This window comes from Mesobacillus sp. (genome assembly GCF_049588175.1).
In the GTDB taxonomy this organism is placed as follows: Bacteria; Bacillota; Bacilli; order Bacillales; family Cytobacillaceae; genus Mesobacillus.
In genome coordinates, this window is sequence record NZ_JBAVFI010000100.1 from 1 (window position 1) to 3,133 (window position 3,133).

Genomic DNA, 3,133 nt, shown 5'->3' on the forward strand with positions numbered 1-3,133 from the left:
CACAATGGGTGAGCTTGGAATCATTTATAAAGGACCAGATGAAAATGGAAATTATATTGTCCAGATTAAGGGTGAGAAGATTCAGGTGAATTATAAGCGTCTTAAGCTCAATATTCCTGCAGCAGAACTATATCCGCCCGATTATGATTTCAATATTATCTTCGAATCAAAGCATAACCGGAAACTTCTGAACCAGATGGATAAAAAACATTTAGATGGCACAGTTATAAACTATGATTCCTGAGTGGTGAAGCCCTTTTCTTAAAGGGCTTTTTTACATACTCTATGAAACATCGCATTATTGATATGGTACTTTGTCAGCTGGAGCGGAAAGTAAGAGACTTATTGGATAACATTTGTATTTTGCACATGAGGCGTTGATTTGTGGAAGTTTATTCAATGTATTGTGGATAAAGTGAGACACGTAAAACTTCGAAATTTGTGCGCTTGCAGCTGAAATCATCTCTATAGAAAGAAAAGCCACAAGTTATACAAATTAGGCGTAAATAATGAGGGTATACCCCTACCTCATATAGAACCGAATTCAGTAAAAAGACTGGAAATAGCATACAAAGACAAAAAGACCGAGGGTTGCACCCTTATGAAAACGCTTCAATAACTGTCAAAATTAGTTCATGTCAGAATCTATTAACAAAAGGAGGTTACAGGTATAAGATTAAGACATAATTTAATTGTGATATTATTCACAAGTGGAGGTCTTTTATGGAAGTACATCCTATCGATCAGGCAGTGAACACAGCACTTAAAAAGAGGGCCTATTTGAATGAATCAAAAACGAAGTATATGTTGCGATCAGCTCTAGCTGGTGTGTACATTGGTTTTGGAATTATGGTTTCATATCGGCTGGGTGAATACTTTTATGATTTGCATTCTCCTGGAACTCCAATTGTAAGCTCGATTTTCTTCGGGCTGGCACTTGTACTGATTTTATACGGAGGAGCAGAATTATTTACTAGCAATACGATGATGCTGACAATCAGTTCATTAAAAAGAGCAACTTCATGGATGGATACGGTTAAAAACTGGATAGTTTGTTATACGGGGAATTTTTTAGGAGCTGTTTTTTTTGCTGTAATCATAATGCTTTCAGGTCTTTTTTCCTCGCCGGAAAAATCCCAGTATATGATGGAAACGGTAAATTTAAAAATGAACACTCCGGTTTATCAGTTATTTTTCCGAGCAATCCTTTGCAACTGGCTTGTATGCCTGGCTGTTTGGATTCCTTTACATATAAAAGGAGATGGAGCTAAAATCGGGGTTACGCTGCTGCTTGTCTTTGCATTTGTGGTATCAGGATACGAACATAGCATTGCAAATATGGTTTTATTTTCGATTGCCCTTCTTATCCCGCATCCTGAAACAATCAGTCTGGCTTCAGGCTTATTTAATCTAGTGCCTGTTACGATTGGTAATATTATCGGGGGAGCATTTTTTGTAGGCACCATTTATATTTACCTTAACTCGAAACCTGCAGAAGCTTTGAGCAGCAAAAGTATTCCATCAGCAAAACCTGTTTACAGGCAAAAAGTTCTATAAAAATAACAAAAAATCCGCGGATATCCGTGGATTTTTTTTGGCTGTTAAAACCCTAATTAAATCATTTGAAATAATTCAAAATCCATTCCCCGGCCAATCCTCCTAAATACACCCCTACAATACCAATTACTCCGGCAAGAACAGGTGGCGCTGGCAGCGGCAGTTTTAAAAATTTGAAAACTACCCCAACTAATAATCCTGCAAGTAAGCTTAACACAACTTCTTTCATAGTATCACCGCCTCATGTGGGTCAAATTGATGATAAACATAAAATAGTGAGCAGACGTCTGATCACTTCAAAGCAACATTATTTTAACATGATAAATATCAAATGGAAACGCTTTATATTTTCTTTTATTATCCTTTCATTTAAATAAACTATTCTTATATTTAAATAGTGGTAAAATATAACTCTACAACCTGTATAGTACGGAGGGCATTAATGGAGACGCGAGTTAAACGAGATATTTATTCGATGCAAGGCTTCTACCTTTTTGTGTTTTTTGGATTCGGAAGTTTGTTTCCTTTATTGAGCGTGTATCTAAGTCAAGTTGAAAAATTAAATGGATATCAGATAGGAATCATACTGTCCATCGGCCCTGTCATCATGATTTTCTTTCAGCCTTTTTGGGGCATGATTTCGGATATGAAAAATCTTCATAATCGGCTGTTGACTTTAACAACCTTGATAACTGGATTTGCTGCACTGGGATATCTGTTTTTTGAAAGTTTCTTCTCATTCATTCTCGCAGCAACGATCCTTGCAATATTTCAAAGTGCCATTATCCCTTTGTCGGATAGCATTTCGTTAAAATATACTAGCAAAGCTGGCGTGAATTATGGAAATATCCGCTTGTTTGGCTCACTTGGCTTCGGTATTGCTGTTTTTATAATGGGGAAATTATCTGAATGGAATCCTCAGGTGATTTTTTATAGTTTTTTAATAACCATGCTGATCGCAGCAGTTCTTTCTGTTAAAATGCCAAAAGAAGCTGCTGTCACACCTATAAGAATGCTGTCTGGTATGAAGGAGTTAATGGGAATGAAACGATTCCTTTTATTTCTGGCTGTGACATTCTTAATTTTTGGGCCAAACCTTGCCAACAACTTTTATTTTAGCTTATTTGTTGAGGATAGAGGAGGAACATACACAGGAATTGGAATTGCATTTCTGATCGCAGTGTTATCCGAGATTCCGTTTATGAGAGTGGCAGGCGGTTGGATCAGCAAGCTTGGGTTGCTTCAGGTAGCTTTAATTGCTTCAATAGTATCATTAATAAGATGGATATTTTATTTTACTGAACCAAGTTTATCTCTTATTTATTTCTCGGCTGTCATTCAAGGATTTTCACTTGGATTATTTATTCCGGCAGGGCTCCAATATATCAGGGAAATTACACCTGCCAGAATGACTGCAACGGCTGTTACATTTTATTCTGCGGTCGGCAATGGACTTGGGAATTGGTTTTTCACCTTTATCGGGGGCATTATATTTGAGGAATATAATATATATGTGGTTTATTTGTTTTTCGCTCTCCTCACATTAATAGGTGTACTTTTGACAGTCTGGCTTCTA

At 36.8% G+C, this 3,133-nt stretch carries 3 protein-coding genes and 1 pseudogene; 3 read left to right on the forward strand and 1 reads right to left on the reverse strand.

What is annotated here, in order from left to right:
• Both WB217_RS02120 and WB217_RS02125 read left to right on the forward strand, forming a co-directional pair.
• Positions 1-244, forward strand: a pseudogene (locus tag WB217_RS02120) (endonuclease MutS2); the annotation flags it as partial.
• Positions 245-723: 479 nt separating this feature from the next.
• Positions 724-1,557 (forward strand): formate/nitrite transporter family protein, encoded by an 834-nt coding sequence (locus WB217_RS02125; protein ID WP_423990205.1) that lies wholly within the window; start codon positions 724-726, stop codon positions 1,555-1,557.
• Between the two features lie 61 nt (positions 1,558-1,618).
• Here WB217_RS02125 and WB217_RS02130 read toward each other — a convergent pair whose 3' ends face one another.
• Positions 1,619-1,786 (reverse strand): XapX domain-containing protein, encoded by a 168-nt coding sequence (locus tag WB217_RS02130; protein ID WP_423990207.1) that lies wholly within the window; start codon positions 1,784-1,786, stop codon positions 1,619-1,621.
• A gap of 213 nt (positions 1,787-1,999) precedes the next feature.
• Here WB217_RS02130 and WB217_RS02135 point away from each other — a divergent pair.
• The coding region (locus tag WB217_RS02135; RefSeq protein ID WP_423990209.1) for an MFS transporter at positions 2,000-3,133 on the forward strand (1,134 nt) is incomplete at its 3' end.